Here is a 26,230-nt window from a genome sequence, read left to right as displayed (position 1 = left end):
GGGGAGGTAATTTCGTTGTTTGCAATGTTTTTTTGGGCATTTGTTGTTGGAGGAATCATTTGCGTTATTGGGCAGCTTTTATTTGATGTTGCTAAGCTTACACCTGGGCATACATTAAGCCTGCTTGTTGTAGCAGGTGCCATTTTAGATGGTTTCGGTCTGTATGAGCCGCTCATGAATTTTGCTGGGGCTGGAGCTACTATACCAATCACAAGCTTTGGTAATTCCTTGGTGCACGGGGCACTTCAGGACGCAGAGAAGCATGGGCTGATTGGTGTGTTAACAGGTATGTTTCAAGTAACCAGTTCAGGAATTTCAGCAGCTATTATTTTTGGATTTATCGGTGCGTTACTCTTTAAACCAAAGGGGTAAAAAGTTTTACACTTTTCACAGGTTGTCCTTAGGGGAGAGCCCGGTACACTTTGAAGCTATATCTCATATGTTATAAATGAGACTTACAAAGTGAGGTGACACTCTATGTTCTGTGGATATGGCGGCTATGGCGGCTATGGCTACGGTGGTGGATACGGCGGCGGTTCAACATTTGTTTTAATCGTTGTGTTATTCATTCTTTTAATCATCGTTGGTGCAAGCTTTTATTAAAAAACTGCACAAACTTGCAGTGGAAAAGAAAGGGTTTGGCCATTTCAGAGGCCAGCCTTTTCTTTTGACATTTGTTTCACATTTTTTTACTTCCTTCATACACTATGAGTAGTTTATGAGGGAGTGTGATATTTATCATGGATAATGGATTCTTTAAAAACGTCGAGAAGAAAACTGGCGTTAATATGAAAGATATTTTTGAATTAGCTAATTCCTTACAAAATGCAAATTTTAAAGATGAAAAAACCGTTCGAAATGTTATTCGTCGTGTGTCGCAAATTGCGAATAAGCCAGTGAATCAAGAAATGGAAGATAAAATTGTTCAATCCATCATTAACGATGGTAAACAACTAGATTTCAATACCATATCTAAGATGATCAATAAGAAATAAGCAAAGTGGTAGCATAGGTCCTTAAGCTACACATTAATAAAAATGGCCAGTTCCCTTAATGGAAACTGGCCATAGATCTATTACCTTTTCTTCTTTTTCAGTAATGGTGTTATAAAACGGGTGGGATGAGCCTTTTTGCCTCTTCGATTCTGAGGAACAGAGATATGGAGCCATTGCTTAGCCCGGGTCATCGCTACATAGAAAAGCCGTCTTTCTTCTTCAAGTGCTGTAAAATCACCATTCCTACTGCTATCCAATGCATAATCATGCGGGAGGCTGCCATCAACCGATCCAATGATATACACGTTTTTGTATTCTAAGCCTTTAGCCCGGTGAATGGTACTAAGGCTAATTGCTTCTGTAAAGTGCTTGCTTAAATTTTTAATTTCTTTATTCATCGCTGACATATGTTCTGCATGTGACAATAAAGCTTGAATGTTATCAAAGCTTTTAGCCGCCACCTTTAAATCCTTTAAATCATCAGAGCCTTTCTCCTGCTTATTCGATTCATTTCCTCTCTTTTTCAAAAAGTCAAGGAAACCTAGTTCCTTTTCAATGATTTCAATTGACTTAAGAGGAGAAGTAAATTTCAAAGATCGAATCAATTGTACAGCTTGTTTTAGTTTTTTTTCCTGAAATGAATGCTTTGTTTTTACATGCGAAAGCGCCTCTAGATAAGTACAATCGTTAAGTATGCTTTCAGCCTTTAAGTCTTTTATGACTGTCTGCTTTAAAAAAAGAATAGGCAAAATATCAGATATTGCCTGATGTTCATCCTCATTTAAGCTTAATTTTAGAAAAGATAGAACGCTTTTTACAATTCGACGTCCGTAAAAAGCTTCTGAATCCAAATCAATTTTAAAAGGCAGATTCGAACTTGCTAAGCGTTCGAATACAGCACGTGAACCTGCATTAGTCCGGAATAAAATCGCAAAATCAGATGGGGTTGCACCTTGCAAAATTTTCTCTTGAATGTCCGTTACAATCATCGTTGCTTCCTCTTCCTCATCAAAGGGGAAGAAGAGAAGGGGGGGTGTTGCCGATTCAAATTGTGCCTTCATTTTCTTGATTCTTCTAATTTTATTTTTCGAAATCATTTCATTGGCAGCAGAGATAATTTCATGAGATGACCGATAATTTTGTTCAAGTGTCACCATCTTTGCATAGGGAAAGTCCTTTTCAAAATCCAGCAGATAACTTGGGTCACTACCTCGAAAGGAATAGATAGACTGATCGTCATCCCCTACAGCACAGACATTTTTGTGCTTGCCTGATAACAGCTTTATCAGTTCATACTGAACTTTATTGATGTCCTGAAATTCATCAATTAGAAAATAGTGAAACCGGTTTTGATATAATTCGAGAAGAGCTGGGGTGGAACTCAGAAGCTGATAGCAGCCGATCAGCATATCATCAAAATCAAACAGACCTTCTTTTGCTTTATATTCCTCGTATTTTTTATAGAGGAAGGCAACTTTTTCTTCCCAATCGGATGTCGGTTTTACATTCTGTGGAAAAAGTAACGAGTTCTTCCAAAAACCAATTTGCTGAAGCGCTAAATCATAGGCAAATTCTTTCTCAGACAAATCAAGTTCCTTTCCTGCTTCTTTCAAAATCTTATCCCGCTGCCAATCCTTTTTCAAAAGACGTTCCGAAGACCAATTACTCCCTTCGTGGAACATTAGAATTCGGTAAAAAATACTATGGAAGGTACCTGTCACCAACTGATTTATTTGATCCTTCCTAATACCGGGATACGAAAGTAAACGATTTTTCATTTCTCCGGCCGCTTTAGAAGTAAAGGTAACAAGCATTATGGTGCGCGGATCGATATTTTTTACATATAGCATATAGGCAGTTCTTGCAGTTAAGACTCTTGTCTTGCCGCTCCCAGCACCGGCCAGGACTAATAAGGAACCTTCTGTTTCAATCACAGCAGCTGCCTGATTGTCATCAAGAACTACTCCATTGGAAGCCAGCTGGAGTAAATAGGAGTCATTTTTTAGTAGGAAAGCGTTATTCGTTTTATTAAAGGGTATCGTGCATTCTATCCTTTTCGCAGGTTGGAATAAACCGGTACTTTTGGTTGTTTCAATAATCGTTCTTCCTTGGGGAATACGAAATCCATTCCGCTCGACGATAATCGGTTCACGTTCTTCTATAACTGGTTCCGGACATGCCCTCTCCGGGGATTTTATATGATAAAAATGAGGTTGTTCCTGTATTCCCAGAAACAAACGTACTTTTCCAAGGCAAACAGGACAAGTTAAGTCACCATTTTTTCCTTGTAAATAGATTCGTTGATATTGTTCTCTGGATACCTGTTCAAGAACAATCCTTTGATTATGATTCATAGCAGTTTTCATTTTTTAGCCTCTTTTTTCTGAAATACGACAAATTCCATCATATCAAAACTGAATTAAATCGAAAAGGCCTTGAACTTTGAAAGAATATAAAAAGCACTTGCCGTGTAAGAGGCAAGTGCATGTAATTATATTTTTTTTATCATGGTTCTATGGGGAATTCCTGCATCTGAAAATTCCTCCGAAACAACCTCATACCCAAGACGAGCATAAAATGGGATAGCATGTGTTTGAGCATTTAGCTTCAATTTATGCAGCCCCTGTTTTAGAGCATAAGCCTCAATTTCATTCATCATTGCTTTTCCAGAACCAGTGTTTCTTGCTTCTTTTACCACACAAATTCTTTCTACTTTTCCATACTCATCAACAATACGGAACCGGCCTGCAGCAATCGGAGAATTTTCCGAGTAGGCTACAAAATGGGCAGCTTCATTTTCTAACTCATCAATCTCCTCTTCAGCAGGGACATTTTGCTCTTCAATAAAAACAGTTCTTCTAACAGAAAAAGCATCTTCTAGTTCTTTATCATTTTCTACAACTTTTACATTCACAATTCATTATTCCTTTCCAAGACGAAATGTTTCGTATACCGTCCAAGAACCATTATCTAATTGGTATAGCAAATGGAAGCGGTCAATTGTTTCTTCATGGTCGAATCTTTTCATCCGTAATGATCCATAAACATCTGAATGTTCGTCATTGGATAGTTTTTGACCAATCGTAATATGTGGAACAAAGGCATATTCTAAATTCTGTTCACTAAATTCTTGATTGATTTCATGGTGCAATTTACTTAGCTCTTCAGTCGGCTCTACTTTAAAGTAAATAACATTATTTACTGGTTGGAAAGAACTGATTTTTTCTGTTTTTAATGGGAAGGCATTGGTTTTGCCAGCAATTTGTCTTAATTTATCTGCGATCGTTACAACTTCTTCTTCGGTTGCTTCAAATGCATTTTTTAACGTTAAGTGCGGAGTTATGAGTGAATAATGCGGGTCATAGCGCTTACGATACGAGTTGGACAAATCTTGCAGTTTTTTTGATGGAAATATTACAACCCCAAATTTCATATGATAAACCTCCATTAAAAAGAATTTTTTCAGCGATTAGAATAGTGCTGCCTTAAGAACTTCTTGTTATTATAGCAAATTTTCAAAAAATATGAAATGACAGTTAAAACATCATCTTTAGTGCCCTTTTTAAATCCGGCTGCCAATAGGTCCAGGTATGATTGCCATCGAACACCTCATAGAAATATGTAATGGACTTGTTTTTTATGATAGAAGAGAGCTTCCGATTTGGAGTTAAAAAGTTACTTGTCTTGCCATTTGTCATTTGAACTTCTGTTTCTTGATTACCAACGATATGATATATTTCTAAAAGCTCTGTTTCTGTGAAGTTTTCGACTAAACCAAGTACCTGCTCATCAACAAATGGTGATTGCAGAATTACTTTTCCAAAGGTATGAGGGTAGTGAAGAGCTGTCATTAATGATACGGTTGCTCCTAAAGAGTCCCCGATTAGAGCTCTGGTGGAGCCCATATGATAGGTTGGAAACTCTTTATCCAGATATGGAACTAATTCATGAGCTAGAAAGCGAATATATGCCTGATTCTGATTACCAGCAGGATGGTATTTCCTGCGGCGATCCTCTACATCTTTATAGGATATCCCAACAATAATTAATTTTTCAATTTCGCGCTCAAAAAGGTACTCATCTGCTAATCGTCCAATTCTGCCAAGTTGAAAATAATCTCTGCCATCTTGGGCAATCAACAGGGAGTATTTAAATAATGGTGAGAAATTTGCAGGCAAATAGATAAGAAGAAGGATTTCTTCCCCAAGTTCAACGCTTTTCATTGTCAGTTCTTTTATTGTGCCTTTTAGTATCTCCATGTGACCATTCCCCCAATGTTCGATATACAACAGCATTTTATCATAACAATGGAGGAAATGCTCAATAGGGAAGAAGGATGGTAGGTGTGGTAATGGAGGAAATGATTATTTGAACGAGTATTTGGCATAATGGATAAGATATTTTCCCGGCGAAAGGTACGAATTTGTTTTCGAAGCAGACAATAAGCTCGAATGTAATCATCATTGATTTCTTTCACAAGTAATTGGCGCTGTGAAATTTGCTGATCTTCCGATAGATAAATCATCTCTAACGGCATATGTTCTTCTATAGAACGTAATAAAAGCCCATCCATGCCTATCCCGCCTTTCTTAATCATATAGTATTATTATATCCGAACATTTGTTCTTTATTCAATTATTTTCAGAATAGGTGTTCTAATAAATAACTATTGACTTTTTTCGCGTTTTTACTATAATTATATTTGTAGCTTAATTCGACTTGTTAGCTCAGTGGGAGAGCACTTCCTTGACAGGGAAGGGGTCGTGGGTTCGAATCCCTCACAGGTCATCAAACAAAGCCTTGGTAACGTTGAGTTATCAAGGCTTTATCTATTGTTATAGATTCATTTTTTAATTAGTACAGATGAATTGGTGGCAGATTATTTCTTACTATACTGGTCCTATAACTTTTCCTGTTTTCTTTGGTTGAAACAAGTGATCAAATTTATTTGCTGCTGCCTCATCAGCACTATCCAGTGCATGCTCGTACAAGTCCATGGTTATGCCGATTTTTGATTGGCCAAGCCTAGCGCTAATCGTTTTCATATGCACGCCTTCGTTTATTAAAAGGGTTGCCGATGTATGTCTAAGTTCATGGAAGGTAATTTGCGGTAGCCCATATTTTTTTAATCGCTTCCTCCACCACGAAGAAATTGACGATGGATACATTGGTTCGCCATCGCAAGTAGTAAATAGCAAAAAACGTTCTTTACCATTCCATTTATCTCCCAAACTTAATTTTTCCTTGTTCTTATGTAATTTATACTGCCGTAATTGTTCTGTCACACTTGGTGCCAATGATATTGTCCGAATTGAATTTTTTGTTTTTGGCTCCTTGAAAATGTAGCCTTTTCCTTTCGTATAAGTAAGTGATTGCTGTATGTAAATTTTACCTCTTTCTAAATCCACATGGTCCCATTCTAGTGCTAAAATCTTACCCCTACGCATCCCGGTAGTAATGGCTATGGTTATAATCATTTGCCATTTTGGATCTTCATGTACAATATGGTTCATAAGGGTACTAACCTGTTCCTCGGTATAAACTTTAGCTTTTTTTGATTCTACCTTTGGTTTTTTTATGCTGGCAACTGGATTCTCTTTTATTACCTTCCAATCAACCACTCTACTAAAAGTGTTTTTCAAAATTCTATGGTAAAACTGAATTGTTGCAGATGATAAATGGCTTGTTTTTCCATCAGACCTCATCCCATCCTGGCTTAATATTTCTAAAAAATTTAAAATTTGCATGGTGTTTATTTGGTCCATACGTTTGTGCCCAAAAGTAGGTAAAATTCGTCGTGCACCTCAGTTCTCAAAACGTTAATTATTGGCGTTTCAAAGGCTTTCAACCGATTTGGTTGAGGTCTTTTTTTGCTCTAAAATAGCCAATGACTAGGAAATGCTTCTTCTATTCACACCTTCAACGTAAAATAGGCTGTTAAATCAGTGGCAACAACCTAAAAAAATCATATTTTGTTGAAGAGAGTACTCGTGGTACTTTAAAGTTTGGGTTACTCAAAACTGGCAAATTACCTTCGTTTCCACTCTCTTGGCAGGTGCAACCTGTTAAATAAATACAAAGGGGAGGAAAAATGCATGAATGGGTTACAATCATTAGGGATGGATCATTACCAAGTTGGTGAATTAATGCCTATAGATTCTTACAGCCAAGATATGCGTATATTTGGTCGTTGCGGGGGATGCGGTTTCCGTTGCGGAGGATGCGGTTTCCGTTGTGGAGGCTTCCGTTGTGGAGGCTGTGGAGGCTGTGGCGGTTGCGGCGGTTGCGGCGGCTGCTTCGGTTTTAGCTGTTTCGGTTTAGGTTTCGGTTTGGGTTTTGGCTGTTTTGGCTTCGGTTTTATTTAGTCGTTTTGGAATCTCAGAAAAAAATACGTTATTTTAAAAAAAGGAAGTGCCCCCTGCATGGATATGTGCCGCAGGAGGCACTTCTTTTTTGGGGGAAATATCAGAAATAATATGATTACTCTGCTGACCACTAAGGAAAGCTCCTTTGAATAATCATCGCAAGACCAAACTGCACTCTGGCTTGGTCCGAGGGCGCTTCCGTTTTTAAATTCATAATGGACAAATAAATGAACATATAATGATAGTGCATAATTAGGATAGCTTTGAATGAAGGAGGAGCTGAATGACAAAACTTACCTCGTCCACACGTTTGAAGGTCAAAAGGGATTCATTTTATCTGCCAGATCCAAAGGGTGGTGTGTATTTTCGAAATAACGTAAGTTCATTCCGAATGGAAGGAAATACAATCTATCAATGGATTGAAAAATTAATGCCGCTGTTTAACGGAGAGCATTCATTGGGAGATATAACAGAGGGATTAACGGAGCAGTATCGCAACAGGGTATATGAGCTCGGAGAAACCTTGTACAAGAGTGGCTTTGTTCGAGATGTTAGCCAAGATAAGACACATGAATTAAACCCAAAAGTCCTAGAAAAGTATGTTTCACAAATTGAATTTATCGAGAATTTTGTAGATTCTGGTGCGTACCGTTTTCAAGAATACCGTCAAACGAAAGTCCTGGCTATCGGTTCTGGAGCCTTTATGGTTTCATTGGCTGCCGCATTACTTGAATCGGGACTTCCCAAATTCCATTTCATGTTGACTGATTCAGTACCATCAAATCAATTGCGGATAAATGAGTTAGTGCGTAATGCCTACTATGCTGATGCTGACGTGGAGGTTGAGCAGGTACGATTTGAAAAAAGGGAGGGAAGGAGTTTTTGGCAAGAAGCTTTGCGTCCGTATGATTGGATTCTATATGTCACACCGGATGGAAATGTAAATGAACTTAGGGATCTGAATATGGTTTGTAAAGAGCAAAAGAAAACATTTTTTCCTGCCATATGTTTAGAACAAGTAGGGCTTGCTGGTCCATTGGTTCATCCGGAATCAGAGGGATGCTGGGAGTCAGCATGGCGCAGAATCCATCAATCTTCATTGCAATTAGATCGGCAGCCCCAATCTTTCTCTACAACTGCCGGAGCCATTCTGGCCAATGTCACCGTATTCGAATATTTTAAGAAGGCTACAGGAATTGAAGAGTCAAATCAGAGTAACCAAATTTACAAACTTGATCTTGAAACGCTTGAAGGAGACTGGATTTCATTCATCACACATCCATTGGTTTCCAATAAACCTGCCCCTTCTGAACTGGTGGAAGATCTTGATGCAAGGATAAAGCAAGAAAAGAGTAAAAACGAACCTTCGAGTAACCTCTTGGAATATTTCAGTCTATTAACTTCGGAAGAAACAGGAATTTTCCATACCTGGGAGGAGCGAAATTTGACACAGCTTCCTCTTTCGCAATGTTATGTTCAGGCGGCTAATCCAGTGTCAGAGGGGCCAGCAGACTTACTGCCAGAGGTTGTCTGTTCGGGTTTTACACATGAGGAGGCAAAGAGGGAAGCGGGACTGACTGGTATTGAAATGTATGTTTTACAAATGTTCAAGGAATGTAGTGATCTAAAAGATAAGGCTGGTGAAAACATAGCAGGGGATTTGATCGGCATTGGTGCGGGTGAAACAATCGAAGAGGCAGTTTGTCGCGGCTTGCAAGCCTATTTAGAGAAAGAATTGAGAAATAAAAAGGACGATCCATTGAATCCTGTTTTTCGCGTACAATTGGGACAAATTGAAGATCAACGCTGCAGATTTTATTTAAATGCCCTGACTACTTTAAATGGTACACCGACCATCGGTTTAGAAAGTGAAATACTAGGCTTCCCCGTAATTTGGGTAAAGTCGCAGGGACGTCGCTACACTCGTATAGGTTTAAATACAACGATGGCTTTACGGAATGCATTACAACAAGTGCTTATGGATGAACAAAATCAGGTGCATGCAACCGAAAGAATATCGGAGTCAGCTGTTTTTTTGAAAGAAAAGGAATTTAAACTTGACGTCCCTTCTTGTGAAGAAATAACACAATTGGAGCTATTACAATCTTCCATTCAGGTTTTGAACCAAAACAGCAAACGTCTAATCGTTTATGATCTTGCGTTTGAACCTCTTTTAAAACAGGAATTAGCAGGGGTCTATGGTGTGCAGGTTCGAGAGGAGGAATCCTAATGGCCGCCCATATTCTCATTGACGGAGAGGGTTTATTAGCGGATTATGTTTTTGATCAATTGTCCGGCAATTATCTCGTTAGGCGTCAAAGCCTATTAGAAGAGGTACCCGCAGAAACAGAATTAGCTCTGGTGCTGCACGATGCCTGGAATCCAGCCATTCATCAAAAAGCAGAAGAAAAATACAGGAACACTGGGATTCCGTGGCTTCGAGGTTTCGTTTCGTTTGGAGAGGGAATCATTGGTCCTTTAGTTCGCCCCGATACACCGGGATGTTCATTCTGCGCTGACATCCGGCGCATGATAGCTGGATCCGATCGGAAAGAAATGTGGCAGCTACAGCTAAAGATGGCAGCAGGAGTAGATATCATGCAAGATGCATGGACATCAAGAACAGGACTATCACAAATGGCAGCTTTGATATGTAACGAGGTGCAGAGGGTGCTTCAAGGAGAACCCTGCAATTTAGAAGAAAGAGTGTTCATTACTAACTTAAGAACGTTAACTAATTTTATTCACTATTTCCTGCCTAATCCCTCATGTCCAATTTGCTGTCCATTACCTGAAGATACACCAGAATTAGCTCAAATTAGGTTAGAATCTAGTCCTAAATTTAATAGCAGTGGTTATCGCAGCCGTTCGATGGATGAATTTAAAACAGTACTGGTCAAAGACTATCTGGATTACCGTACTGGTATCATGAATGGAAAAATGCAGGATATCACCCTGCCATTTGCTGATGTTTATGTAAACATGCCTTTATTTGAAGCGGACGAGGGAGTCGCTGGCCGGTCTAATTCTTATGAAATGAGTGAGCTGACTGCCATTTTAGAGGGGTTGGAACGATATTGCGGAATCGAGCCTCGAGGCAAAAGGACGGTAGTTCGTGATAGTTATCATAATTTAAAGCAAAATGCACTAAACCCTGAAAGAGTAGGTTTGCATGAAAAGGAACAATATACAAAGCCTCAGTTTCCCTTTAAACCGTTTGATCCTGATACTCCAATGAATTGGGTCTGGGGCTATTCGTTTTTACAAGAACGTTCTGTATTGGTTCCGCAGTTACTCGCCTATTACAGTTTGGGGCATGGGGAGGGCTTTGTTTATGAAACCTCCAATGGATGTGCATTAGGGGGTAGTTTAGAAGAAGCCATTTTTCATGCCATTATGGAGGTTGTCGAGCGAGATTCTTTCTTGTTAACCTGGTATGCAAAACTTCCCCTTCCACGTCTTGACCTTAGTTCGGCTAACGATAAAGAATTACAGCTGATGGTCGACCGTATGCGTGAGGCGGCGGGATATGACCTTCATTTTTTCAATTCGACGATGGAGCATGGAATTCCAAGTGTGTGGGCAGTAGCAAAAAACAGAAGATCCAAAGGGGTAAACCTCATTTGTGCAGCCGGAGCTAACCCTGATCCTTTAAGGGCTGTAAAAAGCGCAATTTACGAGCTTGCGGGAATGATGGTGCATGACGAAAAACTGGAGGCAAACGAGCAGAAATATCAACATATGTTACAGAATCCGTACGAAGTACGTACCATGGAGGACCATGGTATGCTCTACGGGCTGCGGGAAGCAGAGGAACGGCTGAATTTTTTACTGGATGATCAACGTCCATTACGTACATTTGCAGAAGAATTTAATGAGACGCCTGCAACTACTGATTTGAAGGAGGATCTTCAGGATATTCTTCAGAGGTTCCACCGGTTAGATATGGAGGTCATTGTGGTGGATCAAACGACATCGATAACCAAACGGAATGGATTATTCTGTGTGAAGGTATTGATCCCTGGTATGTTACCGATGACATTCGGACATCACCTGACCCGTGTAAAAGGGTTGGAGAGGGTCCTTAAAGTGCCAATGAAACTTGGATTTATGGAACAGCCGTTATCGTATGAACAGCTTAATTCTGATCCCCACCCATTCCCATAATTGAAAAGGAGGAGGTGTTAAATTGGAACTAGAAACATTTGTACATCATCTTCACTTTGATACGGAAAAAGTTGCTCCTCCAGATTGGCAAGTGGATTGGGAGGATGCACCACTTCCCTATAAACTGTACCGGGGCTTGCCAGAGATTCCGCTGAACGCAGATGTACCGTTAACACTCAGCGGACGGGAAGCTAAGGCTGAACCCAGCAGGGAGGAGCTAGGACATTTCTTATGGTATGTATACGGCCTTACGCAATACTCGCAAATCGCTTTAATCGAGGACACCGAGGAAAAAGGTGCTGTGAGCTATGCCCAGTTATTACGCAGATTTGTACCTTCTGGCGGGGCGTTATATCCCAATGAATTATATGTGTATGTGAAGCTGAAGGACACACCAATGGGAATTTACCATTATGATGCGGCTCACCATCGCCTCCTCTTGCTGCGAGAAGGAAATTACGATTCATACTTATCAAGAAGCCTTGGGAATAGCTCTGATCTTTCTGACTGTTTCTGTACTGTTTTTGTCTCGACGCTATTTTGGAAAAATTTCTATAAATACAATAATTTTTCCTACAGGCTCCAAGGGTTAGATGCAGGTGTGTTAATTGGGCAATCTTTAGAAGTGGCCAAACGAATAGGGTTTTCTTCGCGGGTATGCTACCAATTTCTTGATAGGACTATTAATCATTTGCTTGGGCTGTCTGATCAGGATGAAAGTGTATATGCCGTAATTCCTTTATCTGTTAATCAAAATGTCAATAGTGCAGGCAACAATCATAATCAAATGGAAATTGTTTCTGCCGCTGAATTGTGCCGGGAAGTGCCGCTGTTGGAGCATACCTCCTATAACCGTTCAAAGAGGGTAATAGATTATCCAAGCTTGAGAAAATTTAATGAAGCATCCATGTTTGAAACAACAGAGTCGTTTGTGAAGATAAAGAAAGATAGTAGTGTGAAAGTTTCCTTAGATTCGGAAATGATCCTGCTTCCCTTTGCAGAGCGATTTTCATACGATCTTGCATCCGTTTGCAGAGAGCGGCATTCTCCAGATATCGATTTTATGATGGGTCAAGTCCGTCAAACGCAGTTATCCATTTTGTTAAAAGAGACCTTTTCCTTCTCGTATCAGAATGACCTTGATGGTACACAAGGGAATGTGGAGAGTCCTGTTTCTTTATATGGTAGTTTTTACAACGTGGAAGGAGTTCCAAATGGTGCCTATTCTTATGACAATGCCACTCATGCACTTCGAAGAATAACTCAGGGAGATTTTCGAGAGTTTTTACAAAATGGATTAACAATGCCCAATGTAAATCTGTTTCAAGTTCCGCTAGTACTGCATATTGTTGGAGACAGGGAACATCTCAAAAAGGAATTGGGATATAGAGGATACCGCATTCAACAAATGGAAGCGGGCATACTCTTGCAACGATTGCTCTTGGTATCGTGTGCTTTAGGAATGGGAGGGCACCCGCTATTAGGATTTGATGCGAACCGATGTGATGGACTTTATGGGATCAATTCGAAAGGAAAAACAAGCCTAATCCAAATCCCGGTCGGTCCATACCGTCCCCGCGCCTGGTTAAAAGGGAGTTTGATTAGCTAGGAAAAACAAGTGTGCACTAATAAAACCCGCATTCATCATGCGGGTTTATTAGTTTTTCTCATTGATTTGAATTTATTATTTCTTGTACTTTACGGGACACTAGCGGGTAAAAATTATTTATTGCACTAGTTGTTGTATTGCCTCCAAAAAATCCAGTACCGGGGCAGGTTTTAACATTATAGTCAGGACCGTTATCTAACACCCTTGCCTTAACACAAGATTAGTAAAACCCTGATAATAATCCGTAATTTACTTTTGATTTCATACTATTATATTTAGTCATGAATGGGCGGCATGATGTAATCAACTAGATGACCGTAACGGTGATAAAGGAAAGGTGAACAATGCTACATCAATTAATGCGTCTACAGTCAGCAGTCCAGACATATCGAATGCGGGAACACTCTGGTGTTGAGTTGGTGGCATGGTGGGGGCAAAATCCAATATCCTGCCACCAATTTAATCAGCCTAAACCTTTTTACGCTGGAACTGTTGCCTATTAAATCAGGCATTTCATAACAAAACTGTTATAATCAGATTAACTTTACTTCCTTGACAGGGAAGGGGGCGTGGGTTCGAATCCCTCACAGGTCATCACTAATCCTAACATCAATTTGATGTTAGGATTTTTTTTGTAAAGGGTCAGTCCTTTTAGAGGACTGACCCTTTCTACGTCTTCAGACCTATTTGAAAATCAAGCTCAGGCTCAATTATATGAAACTGAGAAAAAAGGTAAGATGATATCAAGATAAACGAAGGAGGAAAACAAAATGAAAAAGTTTGGTTTAGTTATTGCAGGTGGAATTGCTGCCATCATCTTACTTTCTACAATTGGTCCGATGGTGGGGTTATTAGTAAGTATGGCGCTTCTATATTTCATCTATAAACAGTTTCTTAAAACAGAATCGACAGGAGGAAGAATTGCACTTGGCGTTATCGGAGTTATTCTTCTAATGGCTTCCATCTCTAATGCACCAGCCATTATTGGTGTCGTTGCTGCCTACATTCTTTATCTGGTTTATAAAAACTGGAATTCAAGTAAACACAAAGTAACCAATGAAGAATCAGATCCATTTGTAAATTTTGAAAAGCAATGGAATGAATTAAAAAATTATTAAACAAAGGGGAGAAAAAAATGACTAACCTTTTCACAAGAATTAAAAATACGATTACAGCAGATTTAAACGAGGCACTTGATAAAAAAGAAAACCAAAATCCAATCGCATTGCTTAATCAATACCTTCGCCAATGCGAACAGGAAACCGAAAAAGTCGGAAAGCTGATAGACCGTCAAACTTCACTAAAAGATGAATTTACAAAAGAACTGCAACAATCGGAGGAAATGGCGGGAAAAAGAAAGTATCAGGCAGAGGTTGCCTTGAAGGCAGGAGAAACAGAACTGTATCAATTTGCTGCAGATGAACAGCAGGTTTATTCCGACCGGGCTGAAAGAGTAAGATCCTCTCTAGAACAAGTAAATGGTCAATTAGGCGAACTTGAAAGAAAACATGGAGAAATGAAAAATAAACTCAAAGATATGCAGCTTCGCCGAATGGAGCTGATGGGTCGTGAAAATGTTACAAGAGCGAACCATCGAATCAACCATGTACTAGAAACAAACACTTATTCTAATAAATCAATCACACGTTTCGAAGAGATTGAAAATTATATCGACACTCTTGAGAATCAAGTAAATAGAAAATACAATCAATCAACAATTGATTCGCGAATCGAACAATTAGAAAAAGAAATGAAAATTTCAAACTAAACCAAAAAACAACGCAGGGATCAGAAAAATCCATGCGTTGTTTTTTATTATTTTTGTTTGTTTATCCAATTGATAAAATTGTCCATTACTGTATCGATGAATTGAACAGTTGGTTCATGGACTAGCTTTCCGGATTCATCAAGCTTTTCATGGATTGCACCGATAAATACTTCATTTCCCGGTAAAGTTAGTGCAGATATTCCAGGAGAATTTAATATTTGGCGCAAGTGCATTTGAGCACGTGCGGTTCCTAATGCTCCTGGGGTGCCTCCGACGATCATAACAGGTTTACCGGTCATTACTTTATCAACACGAGAAAACCAATCTATGGCATTTTTTAAAAAAGCCGGAATAGAGTGGTTATACTCAGGTGTAACAAACAGTACCCCGTCGCTTTCTGCCACCTTTTTCTTAATTTCCGTTACGATTTCAGGAGGTGTTAACTCATCATCTTGATTATACATCGGCAGTTTTTCAATAGGCAAAATCTCAATCTCAGCAGTCTTATAACGATTTTGCATATATACTGCTAGTTTTTTGTTAAACGATTCCTTCCGATTACTACCCACAAGTGCTACGATTTTCATGAATATCTCTCCTTTCAAGTCAGTATTAATAGTATCACTAACATGAACGTAATTCATTTTCAAAGAACTTTTTTTTAATTGTTTTTTAACCGATTTCTTTCTAAGTGTAAAGTAGTAGTAAAGTAATGGTAAAGTATTCGTAGAGCATTAGCGATAAATGAAACCTTCTTCCTAATCTATCGTATTATTAAAAGGGAAATTTTACACAATTGAAGAATGGAGTGTTATGGATGGAAAATCAAACAGAAATCATTACAAAAGAACAAAAGCCTTCATTATTAGGAATGTTCACGAGTCCGGGTGAACAGTTTGAGAGGATTAAGAGGGTGCCAAAAATTTGGGTGCCTTTGATAATAATCAGTGTTCTTTATGCAATTGGAATGACATTAATGGCATTATCCATGGACGCCTTAACATTAATTGATCAGGGGGTTCCAGAGGATCAAGTAGATATTGTTTTGGGAATTACGAAGGTAACAGTCGCCATAACTGGAATTATAACACCAATTATCGGTGTTCTCATTAGCAGTGCAATCCACCTGATTATTGGCAAAATAGCTAGTTCTCCGGTTACGTTTAAACAACTTTTCTCTATGAATACTTATATCATGGTAATCGGTGCAGCGGGAGTTATTCTAAATACTGCAATTAGATATGCAATTGGCGGAAATCCAGAAATATATGTTACTAGTTTAGCAGGGTTACTAAATCAAGATAAAGTGGGTATCTTAGGATCATTTGAGGTATTCACGATCTGGACAATGATTGTCACGGCAATTGGACTACATAAAACAGCACAATTTTCAAAAGGGCTGGCTTGGACGATTGCAATTGTCTTCTTCTTAATCGGAATTGGCTTTGCCATGATTGGCAGTCTGCTGCAAGGAGCACCGGTGCTGTAATGAAAAAGAAAACATGGATAATAATAAGTGTAATCAGCTTGGTCATCATTATGATTTCTGTCAGTGTTTATCGGGAGGTCCTTGCAAAAGGACCTTCCGTTGAAACTACTGAGATGAAGGAGGAGGAAATCTCATCTCTTCTAATGATCCCAGGGACAATAAAACTGGAAGAGGAACAAATTATTTATGCTTCCCCAGAAAAAGGGGAGTTGAAAGAGCTGCTAGTAGAAGAAGGACAGGAAATCAAGAGCGGCACAGTTGTAGCCACTCTTCATAACCCTCAGCTTGAACTGGAATTGGAGCAAAATAAACTCTCAATCGAATCTGCTAATCTTAGAATCAATCAACTTGATAAACAACTTAAGCAATTAAAGGATAAAGAAAAGACCCTGACTGAACAGCTGGGTAAGGGGGAAGCGAAAAAGCAGCTTGACCCAGAATATGAACAGCTCGAGATGGAAAAAAAGCTGGCTAATCTTGAGTTAAAGCAAACAACACTGCAAAAGAACATGATTGATAAGCGCCAAAGTGAATTAGAGATTAAGAGTACGATCGACGGTGTCGTCTTAACCACTAAGAAGCCAGATACAACTTCTCTTGAAAACAGTATGGCAGAACCTATCGTACATATCGGTAAATTGGATGCATTGATAGCAAACGGTTTATTGTCTGAATATGACACATTGAAAGTGAGCACAGGACAGAAAGTCATCCTTCGGTCAGATGCATTGCCGGAACAAGAATGGCAGGGTGAGATTGCAAAAATTTCTCTTCTTCCAGAGCAAAATCAAACTGCTCTCCAAAGCGGAAATCAGGCAGTGCAGTATCCAGTAACAATGAAGCTGACAGGGGACATAAAAGCATTGAAGCCTGGTTTCCAAGTAATCATGGAAATTGAAACAGACAAAAAACAAGCAAATGTTCTTTCAATCAACGCCTTACATGATGATGGAGACCAGCCATATGTTTTTATTATTAAAGATGGCAAAGCGAGTAAGAAAAATGTTAAAACAGGCATCACTTCTGGAACAAAGATTGAGATTTTAGAAGGTTTATCAAAAGAAGACAAAGTCATCATTGACAGTCCTGATTCAATCAAGGATGGCATGGAAGTGACTGTAAAATGATCCAGCTAGAATCTATCACCAAATCCTATTTGCTAGGAAAAGAGAGTGTAAATGTATTAAATCATATTAGTTTAAGCATTGAACAAGGCGAATTTGTAGCCATCATGGGTCCATCTGGTTCCGGTAAATCCACACTAATGAATATGATTGGCTGTTTGGATAAGCCGACAACTGGTGAATACCTCTTAGGGGGAGAAAATGTTTCTCATTATAGTGAAAATGAACTAGCAAGAGTTCGAAACCAATCTATTGGATTTGTTTTTCAGCAATTTCATCTATTACCCCGGCTGACTGCCTTGAAAAATGTAGAGCTTCCGATGATATATGCAGGCGTTTCTAAAGTTGAACGGCAGTCTAGAGCGGAAGAAGCTTTGAAGAAAGTGGGGTTAGCTGACCGAATGGACCACCTTCCCAATGCTTTATCAGGGGGACAAAAGCAACGTGTGGCAATTGCAAGAGCGATTGTGAATAAACCCAAAATTATTCTAGCGGATGAGCCGACAGGGGCATTGGATTCAAAGACGAGCATAGACATTATGGAGCAATTTAGGGAGCTTAATGAGGAAGAAGGCGTTACGGTTATTATTGTTACCCATGAATCAGAAGTAGCGGAATATGCGAAGCGTACTATATTTGTTCGTGACGGAATGATTCAGCAACCCTCTTCACAATCGAGGGGGGCGTCTGAATGAGTTTTATGGAAAACCTTTTGATGGCGTTAAGTTCACTGAAAGCCCATAAAATGCGAAGTATCTTAACCATGCTGGGAATTATTATTGGTGTTGGAGCGGTTATCATTGTAGTGGCAATTGGGCAAGGCGGAGAAGCGATGTTAAAAAAACAAATCACCGGTCCGGGTAATACGGTAGAGCTATTTTATCAGCCTTCAGATGAAGAAATCCGGTCAAACCCAAATATATTTATGCAGGCTCCATTTAAACAAGAGGATATACGTGCTCTTGAACAAATACCAGAGATAAAAAGCGTTGTAGCCTCTAGTACTCAGATGTCATCCGTTCGATTTCGACAGGAGACTGCAGACGTCTCGTCAACAGGAATAAATCAAGCTTACATACAGCTGAATGATATCAAAGTAGAAAAGGGGAGAAGTTTTTCAACTTCAGACTTTCTAGGCGGTCGTCGTGTTGGGGTGGTTAGTCAGGTAATCCAGGAAGAATTATTTAAAGGTGAAAATCCGGTTGGAAAAGTGATCACTTTGGCAAATCAGCCGGTTGAAATTATCGGTGTGTTAGAGAAACCAACAGGTCTCCTTTCATTTAGTTCTATGGAAGTTTATCTTCCTTTTCAAACCTGGCGGATGATTTACGGAAGTAGTGACTATACACAGGTAACACTGCAAGCGGAGTCTTCAGACCAGCTTCAAACAGCTGGGAAAAAAGCTGCTAACCTGCTAAATAATATGCATAATACAGATGATTCCTATCAGGTACTCAATATGGAAGAAATCGCTGCGGGAATTGGTCAGATTACCAGAATCATGACTCTTATTATTGGCAGTATCGCAGGGATCTCCTTATTTGTCGGCGGCATTGGCGTTATGAATATTATGCTCGTTTCAGTTACAGAACGCACAAGAGAGATTGGAATTCGTATGGCACTTGGTGCTACAAGAGGACAGGTCTTAACACAATTCTTGATCGAATCGATGACGCTGACATTAATTGGCGGAGTCCTTGGGATTTTTCTTGGCTGGGGAACAGCTAGTATCGTAAGTTTCTTTGCGGGCTGGCCATCCTTAATATCTTGGCAGGTCGTTGTAGGTGGTGTGGTCTTTTCAATGGTGATTGGTATTGTATTTGGACTGCTTCCAGCAAACAAGGCATCAAAGTTAGACCCAATCGAGTCTTTGAGATATGAATAGATTCGAAGGAGGGATGGGACAATCATTTGTCATCCCTCTTTTTTTGAAAAAAGAATTATTTGAATATTCTGCCATGCTATTTTATAATAGTTTAAAACTTAGATAGTTTATGCAATTTAAATAATAGAATTAAGGGAGACGAGCCGAGTATGGAAAAAGTGAGAGTAGATAAAAAAGGATATTATGGTGAATTTGGGGGAAGTTTTGTCCCTCCGGAGCTGCAGCTAGTATTAGATGAGATGGAAACTCAATTCTTAAAGTATAAGGATGACGAGGACTTTATAGAAGAATTCAACTATTATCTTAAGGAATATGTTGGCCGTGAAAATCCGCTGACATTTGCAGAAAATTTAACAAAGCAACTTGGCGGCGCAAAAGTCTATTTAAAACGAGAAGATTTAAACCATACCGGTGCCCACAAAATAAATAATGCCATTGGTCAAATATTGTTAGCGAAACGAATGGGTGTAAAGCGAATTATTGCTGAAACTGGTGCGGGGCAACATGGTGTTGCAACAGCAACTGCATGTGCCATGTTTGGAATGGAATGTATTATTTATATGGGTAAGCTAGACACGGAACGTCAAGCGCTTAACGTCTTTAGAATGGAACTATTAGGAGCTAAAGTAATCCCAGTTGAAAAAGGCCAAGGGCGATTAAAGGACGCAGTCGATGAGGCGTTAGCAGACTTAATTCAAAACTATCAAAATACCTTTTATCTTTTAGGATCAGCTGTTGGACCGCACCCATACCCATCTATGGTAAAATACTTTCAATCTATAATAAGTGAAGAGTCGAAACGCCAAATTATTGAAAAAGAAGGAAGGCTTCCAACTGCAGTAATTGCCTGTGCCGGAGGCGGCAGTAACGCCATTGGAGCATTTGCCCATTATATTGACGAAAAGTATGTGCGCCTAATCGGAGTGGAGCCGAAAGAAGCTCCTACCTTAACAGAAGGAACCCCTGCGGTTATCCATGGCTTTAAATGCTTAACATTGTTAGATGAAAATGGAAATCCGCAGCCAACTTATTCGATCGCAGCCGGTTTGGATTATCCAGGCGTTGGACCAGAGCATAGCCATTTGAAAACAAGCGGAAGAGCTGAATATGTAACCGTAACGGGCCAGGAAGCGTTAAATGCATTTTTGCTGCTAAGTAAAACGGAAGGGATTATACCTGCATTAGAAAGCTCTCATGCTGTTGCTTACGCTATAAAACTAGCAAAGGAATTACCAAAAGATGATGTTCTGATTGTAAACTTATCAGGCCGCGGTGATAAAGATGTTGAGCAGGTATTTAATATGTTAAAAAAGTAATTTCAGTGAATTAGACGTATCGATCATCGATGCGTCTTTTTGTTATTTAAACGAACAATACCGGATTGAACTTGTAAATCCCAGGAAAAAGTGAGAATCTTGGTATATAGGGCTCTTTTCTTAACCTTTCAACAATCTTTACGAAACAACCTTAAATAAAATACTCCTCAGGAGTGAAGCAGATGATTAAGAAAAAAATTCGCCATATCCAGCGTTATCGTGACATTGTATATGCTTTTACGAAGCACGGATTTGGGTTTATTATGAAGGAATTAGGGCTTATCGATTTATTATCAGTACCAAAGCGTGTATTTGTTGAAGGAAACAAATCGCTCAATAGCAGAACAACAGGTGAACGGATTAGGTTGTTTCTCGAGGAACTGGGTCCAACCTTTGTGAAAATTGGACAAATTGCCAGTACAAGACCCGATGTTATTCCTGCTGAAATTCTACAAGAGTTGGTAAAACTTCAAGACCGTGTTTCTATTTTTTCCTTTGATGAAGTAAAAAGAATTTTAGAACTAGAATTGGCTGATACGCTGGAAAATTCATTTGCTGAATTTTGTGAAACGCCGTTAGCCGCTGCATCGATTGGACAAGTTCATTATGCAGTCTTGCTTTCAGGAGAGCCAGTAGCCATTAAGATTCAGCGGCCTAATATTATGGGTGTGATTGAAACGGATTTAGAAATTATGCAGGATCTGGCCAGACTGGCAGAAAGTAGAATCGATTGGGTCGAAAGATACCAAATTCGAACGATTATAGAAGAATTATCAAAGTCACTTCGTGAAGAATTAGACTATGAAAATGAAGGCAGAAATACCGAGAAGATTTCTAAGCAATTCAAGGAGGATCCAAAAGTTCACATTCCAAAGGTATATTGGGAATACACGACCAAAAAGATATTGACGATGGAATTTATTGATGGGATTAAATTAAATGAAGTCGAAAAGCTTGAAGAAGAAGGATTTGATACAAAAGTATTAGGTGAAAAAGTAGTAAATGCTATATTTCATCAAATACTAATAGATGGATTCTTCCATGGTGACCCCCACCCAGGGAATATAGTGGCACTGCCAGGTCAAGTCATTGCCTTTATGGATTTTGGTATGGTTGGACGAATCACTCCTGACATGAGGAGTCACATCGCCTCCTTTGTCATTGCCTTAATGCGAAAAAATACGAGTGAAGTTGTGAAGGCAATTACAAATATGGGGCTTGTACCTGATGATGTGAATGTTAAACAGTTACATTCAGATATAGACAAGCTTCGGGAAAAGTATTTGGATGTCCCTTTTAGTCAAATGAGTGTTGGAATGGCCGTGAATGAGCTCTTTTCTGTTGCATATCGCCATAAGATTCAGATTCCAACAGATTTAACGATATTAGGAAAGACACTGCTGACTTTGGAAGGGACCGTTGAAAAACTAAACCATGAAATTAGTATACTAGCAGTGGCTGAACCTTTTGGACGACAACTACTCATTGATCGTTTTAAACCGAAAAATATGGCTGAGTTTGCATGGTCTAACTTCACCGAATATGGCAATATCCTTCATGAATTCCCAAAAACGATAAAAGATTTCACCTCTGTCATGAAAAAAGGTAAAATGCAGATTGAGATCTCTACTCCTGAAATAGAATCAGTCCTTAAGAAACTTAATACTATTAGTAATAGGCTCTCATTTAGTATTGTATTGTTAGCTTTTAGCATTATTTTGGTAGGGGTGATCATTGGTGCCTCCCTATCAGGACAAACATCGATTCTATTATCGAAAATCCCAATGATAGAAATAGGATTCGGTATCGCGGCCATCATGTTCCTCTTACTTTTATACTCTATCTTTAAATCAGGGAGATTTTAAAACTCCGTGCCTGGCCGAATCGCCGGGCATTTTTTTACTTTAAGCAGAATATACTAAACCAATTATATTCGAGTGTAACGTAATAGGCCAAAGGGGTGAAATATGTATAAAAAGAGAATAAACTATTATTTAAGCTACAGCAGAACAAATTATATATCTATTAAAAAAAGATTATTATACATTTTCTTTGGTGCATCCTTGGTTGCGATCTCATTACAGTTATTAATAGTAAAGAATAACGTAATAGACGGCGGTATCGTTGGGGTAAGCATTATACTCTCTCATTACACTAGTATTGAAGTTGGTTTATTTCTTTTATTACTTAATACTCCATTCCTCTTTTTAGGCTATTCCTATCTTGGAAAAAGGTTTATTATTCTTAGTATTTTTGCCATTTTTATTTTATCATTTGGTACCCTTATATTAGAGCCATATCCTCCATTATCTGAAAATCCTGTGGTAGTGATTGTTTTAGGAGGGGGTATTTTAGGGTTGGGTGTAGGGATTGTTATTCGATTTGGAGGCTCTTTAGACGGGACAGAGGTTTTAGCCATTTTGTTAAGTAAAAGATCACCCTTCTCAATAGGAAAAATTGTTATGTTTATTAATTTTTTTATTTTGGGAAGTTCAATTTTTATATTCGGATTGAAAGAAGCTGTATTTTCATTAGCCGCCTTTTTCATTGCTTATAAAACGATTGATATTATTGTAGAATGATGATTGTACATGATAAGATTACAGAATTGCCAAATTTTTTTGAGAAATTATCAAATTTACATTGACTAAAAACTATTAATTCTTTATTCTTAGGCTGTGTTAATGATACTGTTGATTATAGAGCTTGTTTCGATGTGGCGATGTGCGTACCTATTGTGCAAATTAACGGCCAGTATTACACAGCCTATTTCAAAACAATTATACAACTGGTTAGGCAGAGGACATTTATGGAAACAAAATATCAAGACCCAGTAACACTTTATAAGGAATTTGAAAGAGAATGTAACAAGAAAATCCACACCATTACCAATAGTCTAGACTTTACAGAAGCACTTGGAAGTGCAATGGAGCGGCACTTAAACCATGTTGAGACCCAACAGAAGATAATCAAAAAATGGTTAACAGTATTTGATATCCCAAATAAAGATGATATCGCTGCCCTTGCATTAAGAAAAATAGATTGTGAGGAGAAGATAGATAATCTAGAAGAAACAATCTATATACTCCAAATGGATTTAAAAAAGAATAATTTTGAGTTAAAAAAACTTACGAACTGTCTAAAAGAAAACCTTGAATTTCTTGAAGATGAAGTAAAAAATGTAAAGGTTAACAAGATGAAGACATTGGAAATGGAACTTGAGGAATTGAAAAAATTATTTACTAACAAAAATTGAGGAGGAAAAAGAGATGGTAAATAAAAATGAATCAGTATCAAGTTATGAATTATTGTGGAAAGCTGCCTTTGAACAAGTAGATGCGTGGGCTGAAAAATTAAACCAGTCTGATGAATTATTCTTGAATACTACTAAACAATTTGTTGAGAATATGAGACGAAGTCAGGAAAATGGGCATGCCATTACTGAGCAATTTAAGAGAGAGCTTCTTGAATGGGAAAAATATGCACGTGAAGAATTACTAATGGCCACCACTACTATACAGCAATTTTTTCCTATTACGTCCTATGAGGAGATAAACCAAGTATTTGATGATATTCAAAATAAAACTACATACCTTCTAACAACACCTATTCGTACTTTAATGAATGGTCAAGCGCTGGATAAATACATAGATACGGTTGAACAATGTATTTCCTTTAGAAAGAAAAGCAGAGAGGATTATGTAGAAAATCTAAAAAGTATAACGAATGTATTATATGAAAATCAAAAATTATTTGTGGATCAATTAGATAAGCAAGTGAAGTCAGCTCTTTTTCCATTTCAGCAATATATCAAAAATGTTACGGAACCAACAAAATCTTAACGGAGGTAAATAGAATGGCAGTGATAGGACCAAACGACCCATATGATTCTTTTAAAAAGTACAGTGAAATTTGGGAAAAATTAATAAATGACTTTATCCAACTCTGGACAAACAACCAGGAATTCGCCGGAATGTCCCCTGTCGGTACAGAAGCAAACTCTCGTTATCTTGAAGCATTTAGAAAAAACCAAGAGGCTCTTGCGGGTATCCTTAATATTCCAACTAAAAGCGATTTAACGAATGTTGCTTCCCTAACGCTTCAGACAGAAGAAAAAATTGAGACCTTAGAGGAACAAATCTTGAAATTACAGGATTCCATTCAAATCCAAAATAAAGAAATAGAGACTGTTGTAGAGGTAGCCAAGGAAATTATTAAACTGACAAAACAACTAAAAACTGAGTTAGTTAAAACGAATAAAGAGCTCGTTTATACAAAGGATTTACAAAGTGAACTGCAGGAGATGAAGAGTGAATTAAATAAACTTAGTCATTTTAAAGAAGAATTTGACATGATTAAAGAGTTACTTAAAAAGGACACACCAGCAGAACCTCTTATCGCAGGAGTGGATTCGTCAAAATAATAGAAAAGAAGTGTGAACGGTGGCAGTAGAAGCACTCTTTAGGGAGTTCGTTCAAGCCTTGGATTATGAGAAAGATATGCGGCGTTGGAAGCATGTTGGTAAAGTATTGAGTGAACCGGAACCGAAGGTTGGTCATACTATTAGAACTGAGGTTTGGAGAAAAAATAAATCAATACTATGGCATTACCCGGCAAAACAAAAAAAATATGGAATCCCTTTATTTTTTGTCTATTCCTTATTTAATAAACCGTATATTCTTGATATTGCCCCAAAGGTAAGTGTAATGGAGGGTTTAACAAACCGAGGATATGATGTTTATTTATTGGATTGGGGGACACCGGGATATGAAGATAAAAATATCGGTTTAGATACATACATCCAAAAATATTTAAGACAGGCAGTCAGGCGCGCGCTTCGCCACTCAGGAGCAGACGAGTTAACGCTTGTTGGTTATTGCTTAGGAGGTACTATTGCCTCAATCTATGCCTCCATTGCAGAAGAACCAATTAAAAACTTGATTGCGGCAACAGTTCCAATTGACTTCAGTACGATGGTGGGCCCAGATAAATGGGCTGAAGGACTAAGGAATGGAGATATTAATATCGACCGTTTCATCGAAGTTTACGGGAATGTACCGTCATCATATGTGGAAGCTATCTTTCAGGCGGTTACTACGCCAATTTATTTTAGTCACTATGCCTCGCTATTAAATCGGGCAGATGACGAAAAATATGTGGATAAATGGCGTCGAATGAATAAATGGACGTCCGATCATGTCTCCTTTGCGGGTGAAGCATTTAAACAACTCATAAATGATCTTTTTATAGAGAATAAGCTTGTTAAAGGCGAATTAATTATTGAAAATAAAACTGCAGATTTGAAAAATATTAAATCAAATCTATTGGTTATTTCTTCCTCTAAGGATCAACTAGTATTAGAGGCACAAAGCTTGCCAATCATGGATTTGGTTTCTAGTAAGGATAAAACCTACAAAATAGTTGAAGCAGGTCATGTATCTTTAGCATTAACTGGTTTGTTCGCTATTGTTATCGATGAATGGGCATCAACACGTTCGAAACTACTCTAATT

The 26,230-nt window shown here is 38.5% G+C and carries 28 protein-coding genes and 1 tRNA gene; 22 read left to right on the top strand and 7 right to left on the bottom strand.

Annotated features, from left to right (window positions below; translation table 11 throughout):
- The first annotated feature begins 15 nt into the window (after positions 1–15).
- The 3 genes from spoVAE (at position 16) to V7108_RS06145 (ending at position 995) form a co-directional block, all read left to right on the top strand.
- Complete coding sequence (gene spoVAE / locus V7108_RS06155) at positions 16–372, top strand: stage V sporulation protein AE (protein WP_335515938.1); 357 nt, start codon at positions 16–18, stop codon at positions 370–372.
- 105 nt (positions 373–477) lie between these two features.
- Entirely contained in the window at positions 478–603 is a 126-nt protein-coding gene (locus V7108_RS06150; RefSeq protein ID WP_335515941.1) for a YjcZ family sporulation protein, read from the top strand.
- A 137-nt stretch (positions 604–740) separates the two neighbouring features.
- The gene (locus V7108_RS06145; protein ID WP_335515944.1) at positions 741–995 is read left to right on the top strand and encodes a stage VI sporulation protein F; all 255 of its coding nucleotides are present in this window, start codon (positions 741–743) and stop codon (positions 993–995) included.
- A gap of 80 nt (positions 996–1,075) precedes the next feature.
- Here the strand turns inward: V7108_RS06145 and V7108_RS06140 are convergent, their stop codons facing one another.
- The 5 genes from V7108_RS06140 to V7108_RS06120 all read right to left on the bottom strand — a co-directional run bounded on the left by V7108_RS06140 (position 1,076) and on the right by V7108_RS06120 (position 5,568).
- Entirely contained in the window at positions 1,076–3,361 is a 2,286-nt protein-coding gene (locus V7108_RS06140; RefSeq protein WP_335567567.1) for a UvrD-helicase domain-containing protein, read from the bottom strand.
- Between the two features lie 125 nt (positions 3,362–3,486).
- Positions 3,487–3,909 carry a GNAT family N-acetyltransferase gene (locus V7108_RS06135; RefSeq protein ID WP_335567566.1) on the bottom strand — a complete coding sequence of 141 codons (423 nt, stop codon included), beginning with the start codon at positions 3,907–3,909 and terminating at the stop codon, positions 3,487–3,489.
- 6 nt (positions 3,910–3,915) lie between these two features.
- Positions 3,916–4,428, bottom strand: a complete 513-nt coding sequence (locus V7108_RS06130) for a YjcG family protein (RefSeq protein ID WP_335515949.1) — start codon at positions 4,426–4,428, stop codon at positions 3,916–3,918.
- Positions 4,429–4,531: 103 nt separating this feature from the next.
- Positions 4,532–5,254, bottom strand: a complete 723-nt coding sequence (locus V7108_RS06125) for an alpha/beta hydrolase (protein WP_335567565.1) — start codon at positions 5,252–5,254, stop codon at positions 4,532–4,534.
- On the bottom strand, positions 5,242–5,568 hold the full coding sequence (locus V7108_RS06120; RefSeq protein ID WP_335567564.1) for a hypothetical protein: 327 nt from the start codon (positions 5,566–5,568) through the stop codon (positions 5,242–5,244). Before V7108_RS06120 ends, V7108_RS06125 begins: the two co-directional genes overlap by 13 nt.
- Before the next feature lie 143 nt (positions 5,569–5,711).
- Between V7108_RS06120 and V7108_RS06115 the strand changes: the two genes are divergently transcribed.
- Positions 5,712–5,783: transfer RNA gene (locus V7108_RS06115), tRNA-Val, on the top strand.
- A gap of 101 nt (positions 5,784–5,884) precedes the next feature.
- Here the strand turns inward: V7108_RS06115 and V7108_RS06110 are convergent.
- Positions 5,885–6,760 (bottom strand): tyrosine-type recombinase/integrase, encoded by an 876-nt coding sequence (locus tag V7108_RS06110; RefSeq protein WP_335567563.1) that lies wholly within the window; start codon positions 6,758–6,760, stop codon positions 5,885–5,887.
- Between the two features lie 330 nt (positions 6,761–7,090).
- Between V7108_RS06110 and V7108_RS06105 the strand changes: the two genes are divergently transcribed.
- The 7 genes from V7108_RS06105 (at position 7,091) to V7108_RS06075 (ending at position 14,904) form a co-directional block, all read left to right on the top strand.
- Positions 7,091–7,360 carry a heterocycloanthracin/sonorensin family bacteriocin gene (locus V7108_RS06105; RefSeq protein ID WP_335515962.1) on the top strand — a complete coding sequence of 90 codons (270 nt, stop codon included), beginning with the start codon at positions 7,091–7,093 and terminating at the stop codon, positions 7,358–7,360.
- 283 nt (positions 7,361–7,643) lie between these two features.
- Positions 7,644–9,590 (top strand): putative thiazole-containing bacteriocin maturation protein, encoded by a 1,947-nt coding sequence (locus tag V7108_RS06100; RefSeq protein ID WP_335519001.1) that lies wholly within the window; start codon positions 7,644–7,646, stop codon positions 9,588–9,590.
- Positions 9,590–11,527 (top strand): TOMM precursor leader peptide-binding protein, encoded by a 1,938-nt coding sequence (locus V7108_RS06095; RefSeq protein WP_335567562.1) that lies wholly within the window; start codon positions 9,590–9,592, stop codon positions 11,525–11,527. Before V7108_RS06100 ends, V7108_RS06095 begins: the two co-directional genes overlap by 1 nt.
- Before the next feature lie 22 nt (positions 11,528–11,549).
- Complete coding sequence (locus tag V7108_RS06090; protein WP_335567561.1) at positions 11,550–13,136, top strand: SagB/ThcOx family dehydrogenase; 1,587 nt, start codon at positions 11,550–11,552, stop codon at positions 13,134–13,136.
- A 344-nt stretch (positions 13,137–13,480) separates the two neighbouring features.
- Complete coding sequence (locus V7108_RS06085) at positions 13,481–13,639, top strand: hypothetical protein (RefSeq protein WP_335519412.1); 159 nt, start codon at positions 13,481–13,483, stop codon at positions 13,637–13,639.
- Positions 13,640–13,906: 267 nt separating this feature from the next.
- Complete coding sequence (locus tag V7108_RS06080) at positions 13,907–14,254, top strand: flagellar basal body rod protein (protein ID WP_335519415.1); 348 nt, start codon at positions 13,907–13,909, stop codon at positions 14,252–14,254.
- 17 nt (positions 14,255–14,271) lie between these two features.
- Positions 14,272–14,904: a PspA/IM30 family protein gene (locus V7108_RS06075; RefSeq protein WP_335567560.1), complete on the top strand. Its 633-nt coding sequence runs from the start codon at positions 14,272–14,274 to the stop codon at positions 14,902–14,904.
- A gap of 47 nt (positions 14,905–14,951) precedes the next feature.
- Here the strand turns inward: V7108_RS06075 and V7108_RS06070 are convergent, their stop codons facing one another.
- Positions 14,952–15,491 (bottom strand): NADPH-dependent FMN reductase, encoded by a 540-nt coding sequence (locus V7108_RS06070; RefSeq protein ID WP_335515984.1) that lies wholly within the window; start codon positions 15,489–15,491, stop codon positions 14,952–14,954.
- Positions 15,492–15,721: 230 nt separating this feature from the next.
- Between V7108_RS06070 and V7108_RS06065 the strand changes: the two genes are divergently transcribed.
- From V7108_RS06065 to V7108_RS06015, 11 genes are all read left to right on the top strand, one after another.
- Positions 15,722–16,393, top strand: a complete 672-nt coding sequence (locus V7108_RS06065; RefSeq protein WP_335567559.1) for a Yip1 family protein — start codon at positions 15,722–15,724, stop codon at positions 16,391–16,393.
- A complete protein-coding gene (locus V7108_RS06060; protein WP_335515979.1) occupies positions 16,393–17,520 on the top strand; it encodes an efflux RND transporter periplasmic adaptor subunit in 1,128 nt (375 codons plus the stop codon). The genes V7108_RS06065 and V7108_RS06060 overlap by 1 nt, the downstream gene beginning before the upstream one ends.
- Complete coding sequence (locus V7108_RS06055) at positions 17,517–18,212, top strand: ABC transporter ATP-binding protein (RefSeq protein ID WP_335515976.1); 696 nt, start codon at positions 17,517–17,519, stop codon at positions 18,210–18,212. Before V7108_RS06060 ends, V7108_RS06055 begins: the two co-directional genes overlap by 4 nt.
- A complete protein-coding gene (locus V7108_RS06050) occupies positions 18,209–19,402 on the top strand; it encodes an ABC transporter permease (protein ID WP_335515973.1) in 1,194 nt (397 codons plus the stop codon). The genes V7108_RS06055 and V7108_RS06050 overlap by 4 nt, the downstream gene beginning before the upstream one ends.
- 149 nt (positions 19,403–19,551) lie before the next feature.
- A complete protein-coding gene (trpB, locus tag V7108_RS06045) occupies positions 19,552–20,718 on the top strand; it encodes a tryptophan synthase subunit beta (RefSeq protein ID WP_335567558.1) in 1,167 nt (388 codons plus the stop codon).
- A 182-nt stretch (positions 20,719–20,900) separates the two neighbouring features.
- Complete coding sequence (locus V7108_RS06040) at positions 20,901–22,583, top strand: ABC1 kinase family protein (RefSeq protein ID WP_335567557.1); 1,683 nt, start codon at positions 20,901–20,903, stop codon at positions 22,581–22,583.
- A 102-nt stretch (positions 22,584–22,685) separates the two neighbouring features.
- Positions 22,686–23,300, top strand: coding sequence for a YitT family protein (locus V7108_RS06035; protein WP_335567556.1), 615 nt, complete (start codon positions 22,686–22,688; stop codon positions 23,298–23,300).
- Between the two features lie 227 nt (positions 23,301–23,527).
- On the top strand, positions 23,528–23,974 hold the full coding sequence (locus V7108_RS06030; RefSeq protein WP_335567555.1) for a hypothetical protein: 447 nt from the start codon (positions 23,528–23,530) through the stop codon (positions 23,972–23,974).
- Between the two features lie 13 nt (positions 23,975–23,987).
- Positions 23,988–24,560 (top strand): hypothetical protein, encoded by a 573-nt coding sequence (locus V7108_RS06025; protein WP_335515095.1) that lies wholly within the window; start codon positions 23,988–23,990, stop codon positions 24,558–24,560.
- Between the two features lie 14 nt (positions 24,561–24,574).
- Positions 24,575–25,141 carry a polyhydroxyalkanoate biosynthesis repressor PhaR gene (locus V7108_RS06020; protein ID WP_335515098.1) on the top strand — a complete coding sequence of 189 codons (567 nt, stop codon included), beginning with the start codon at positions 24,575–24,577 and terminating at the stop codon, positions 25,139–25,141.
- A 19-nt stretch (positions 25,142–25,160) separates the two neighbouring features.
- The gene (locus V7108_RS06015) at positions 25,161–26,228 is read left to right on the top strand and encodes an alpha/beta fold hydrolase (RefSeq protein ID WP_335567554.1); all 1,068 of its coding nucleotides are present in this window, start codon (positions 25,161–25,163) and stop codon (positions 26,226–26,228) included.
- Positions 26,229–26,230: the final 2 nt, after the last annotated feature.

Source organism: Neobacillus vireti (assembly GCF_036962345.1).
In the GTDB taxonomy this organism is placed as follows: Bacteria; Bacillota; Bacilli; order Bacillales; family Cytobacillaceae; genus Neobacillus; species Neobacillus vireti_A.
The sequence above is the reverse complement of the archived record's forward strand: the minus strand, read 5'-3'. Positions and strand labels throughout refer to the sequence as shown.

What these genes read in the sequence shown, in the direction of transcription:
- V7108_RS06150 (WP_335515941.1), top strand. Translation starts at nt 478, where the DNA reads ATGTTCTGTGGATATGGCGGCTATGGCGGCTATGGCTACGGTGGTGGA.
- V7108_RS06145 (WP_335515944.1), top strand. Translation starts at nt 741, where the DNA reads ATGGATAATGGATTCTTTAAAAACGTCGAGAAGAAAACTGGCGTTAAT.
- V7108_RS06140 (WP_335567567.1), bottom strand. Translation starts at nt 3,361, where the DNA reads ATGAAAACTGCTATGAATCATAATCAAAGGATTGTTCTTGAACAGGTA.
- V7108_RS06130 (WP_335515949.1), bottom strand. Translation starts at nt 4,428, where the DNA reads ATGAAATTTGGGGTTGTAATATTTCCATCAAAAAAACTGCAAGATTTG.
- V7108_RS06125 (WP_335567565.1), bottom strand. Translation starts at nt 5,254, where the DNA reads ATGGAGATACTAAAAGGCACAATAAAAGAACTGACAATGAAAAGCGTT.
- V7108_RS06120 (WP_335567564.1), bottom strand. Translation starts at nt 5,568, where the DNA reads ATGGATGGGCTTTTATTACGTTCTATAGAAGAACATATGCCGTTAGAG.
- V7108_RS06110 (WP_335567563.1), bottom strand. Translation starts at nt 6,760, where the DNA reads ATGGACCAAATAAACACCATGCAAATTTTAAATTTTTTAGAAATATTA.
- V7108_RS06105 (WP_335515962.1), top strand. Translation starts at nt 7,091, where the DNA reads ATGAATGGGTTACAATCATTAGGGATGGATCATTACCAAGTTGGTGAA.
- V7108_RS06100 (WP_335519001.1), top strand. Translation starts at nt 7,644, where the DNA reads ATGACAAAACTTACCTCGTCCACACGTTTGAAGGTCAAAAGGGATTCA.
- V7108_RS06095 (WP_335567562.1), top strand. Translation starts at nt 9,590, where the DNA reads ATGGCCGCCCATATTCTCATTGACGGAGAGGGTTTATTAGCGGATTAT.
- V7108_RS06085 (WP_335519412.1), top strand. Translation starts at nt 13,481, where the DNA reads ATGCTACATCAATTAATGCGTCTACAGTCAGCAGTCCAGACATATCGA.
- V7108_RS06080 (WP_335519415.1), top strand. Translation starts at nt 13,907, where the DNA reads ATGAAAAAGTTTGGTTTAGTTATTGCAGGTGGAATTGCTGCCATCATC.
- V7108_RS06075 (WP_335567560.1), top strand. Translation starts at nt 14,272, where the DNA reads ATGACTAACCTTTTCACAAGAATTAAAAATACGATTACAGCAGATTTA.
- V7108_RS06070 (WP_335515984.1), bottom strand. Translation starts at nt 15,491, where the DNA reads ATGAAAATCGTAGCACTTGTGGGTAGTAATCGGAAGGAATCGTTTAAC.
- V7108_RS06065 (WP_335567559.1), top strand. Translation starts at nt 15,722, where the DNA reads ATGGAAAATCAAACAGAAATCATTACAAAAGAACAAAAGCCTTCATTA.
- V7108_RS06060 (WP_335515979.1), top strand. Translation starts at nt 16,393, where the DNA reads ATGAAAAAGAAAACATGGATAATAATAAGTGTAATCAGCTTGGTCATC.
- V7108_RS06055 (WP_335515976.1), top strand. Translation starts at nt 17,517, where the DNA reads ATGATCCAGCTAGAATCTATCACCAAATCCTATTTGCTAGGAAAAGAG.
- V7108_RS06050 (WP_335515973.1), top strand. Translation starts at nt 18,209, where the DNA reads ATGAGTTTTATGGAAAACCTTTTGATGGCGTTAAGTTCACTGAAAGCC.
- trpB (WP_335567558.1), top strand. Translation starts at nt 19,552, where the DNA reads ATGGAAAAAGTGAGAGTAGATAAAAAAGGATATTATGGTGAATTTGGG.
- V7108_RS06040 (WP_335567557.1), top strand. Translation starts at nt 20,901, where the DNA reads ATGATTAAGAAAAAAATTCGCCATATCCAGCGTTATCGTGACATTGTA.
- V7108_RS06035 (WP_335567556.1), top strand. Translation starts at nt 22,686, where the DNA reads ATGTATAAAAAGAGAATAAACTATTATTTAAGCTACAGCAGAACAAAT.
- V7108_RS06030 (WP_335567555.1), top strand. Translation starts at nt 23,528, where the DNA reads ATGGAAACAAAATATCAAGACCCAGTAACACTTTATAAGGAATTTGAA.
- V7108_RS06025 (WP_335515095.1), top strand. Translation starts at nt 23,988, where the DNA reads ATGGTAAATAAAAATGAATCAGTATCAAGTTATGAATTATTGTGGAAA.
- V7108_RS06020 (WP_335515098.1), top strand. Translation starts at nt 24,575, where the DNA reads ATGGCAGTGATAGGACCAAACGACCCATATGATTCTTTTAAAAAGTAC.